Raw genomic sequence first — 916 nt, 5'->3', positions numbered from 1 at the left:
CCCCCACCCCCCGCGTCACGACGGACACCGTGCTCCGGTTGGCCGCCGCCCTGGAACTCATCCAGTCCTGTGCCCTCATCCACGACGATGTGATGGACGGCTCCCTGCTGCGTCGGGGCCGCTCCGCCCTCCACGCCGACTTCGCCGCCCGATACCCGGACACCCGCCCCCGCGGACGGGGCGCCCCTTTCGGCACCTCCGCCGCCATACTCGCCGGAAACCTCGCCCTGAGCTGGGCCGACGACATCGTCACCGAGCTTCTCCCCCCGCCGGGTGTCGCGGACGCGGTCCTCCGCCTGTGGCGGACCATGCGCACCGAGATGGTCGCCGGGCAGTATCTCGACCTCCACGCGCAGCACACCGGGGCCGGCTCCACGGCCCGGGCCCTGCGCATCGCCTGCCTCAAGAGCGCCCTCTACACCGTGGAGCGCCCCCTCGCGCTGGGAGCCGCCCTCGCCGGCGCCGACCCCACCACCACCGACTCCCTCTGCTCGGCGGGTCGCTGCGCCGGGATGGCTTTCCAATTGCGGGACGACCTGCTGGGGGTCTTCGGCGATCCCGCCCACACCGGCAAACCGTCCGGCGACGACATCCGCGAGGGCAAGATCACCTACCTTCTGGCCATCGCCCGGGTCCGTGCCGACGCCGCCGGGGACCGGGCGGCCTCCGCCCTGCTCCGCGAAGCCCCCGGTGATCCCGATCTGTCGCCCCCGGACGTGGAGCGCGTCCGGGCCGCCCTGGAATCCACCGGCGCCCGAACCGTCGTGGAGGCCGCCATCGAGCAGTTGGCGGCCGACAGCGCCCGCCATCTGGCCGGTATCCCCCTCGACCCCGTGGTCCGACGACGACTGGGAGCCATGCTCCGTTCCGCGGCGGGAGCCCGGAACACCACCCCCACGACCCCACCCTGCTCGAT

Annotated in this window: 1 protein-coding gene; it reads left to right on the top strand. The window is 73.7% G+C overall.

The features are described from left to right. Positions 1 to 916 (top strand): polyprenyl synthetase family protein (locus FNQ90_RS25025; protein WP_182608407.1); only part of this gene is annotated, 916 nt, incomplete at both ends.

Source organism: Streptomyces alkaliphilus, from assembly GCF_014141535.1.
Lineage (GTDB): Bacteria > Actinomycetota > Actinomycetes > Streptomycetales > Streptomycetaceae > Streptomyces > Streptomyces alkaliphilus.
The sequence above is the reverse complement of the archived record's forward strand: the minus strand, read 5'-3'. Positions and strand labels throughout refer to the sequence as shown.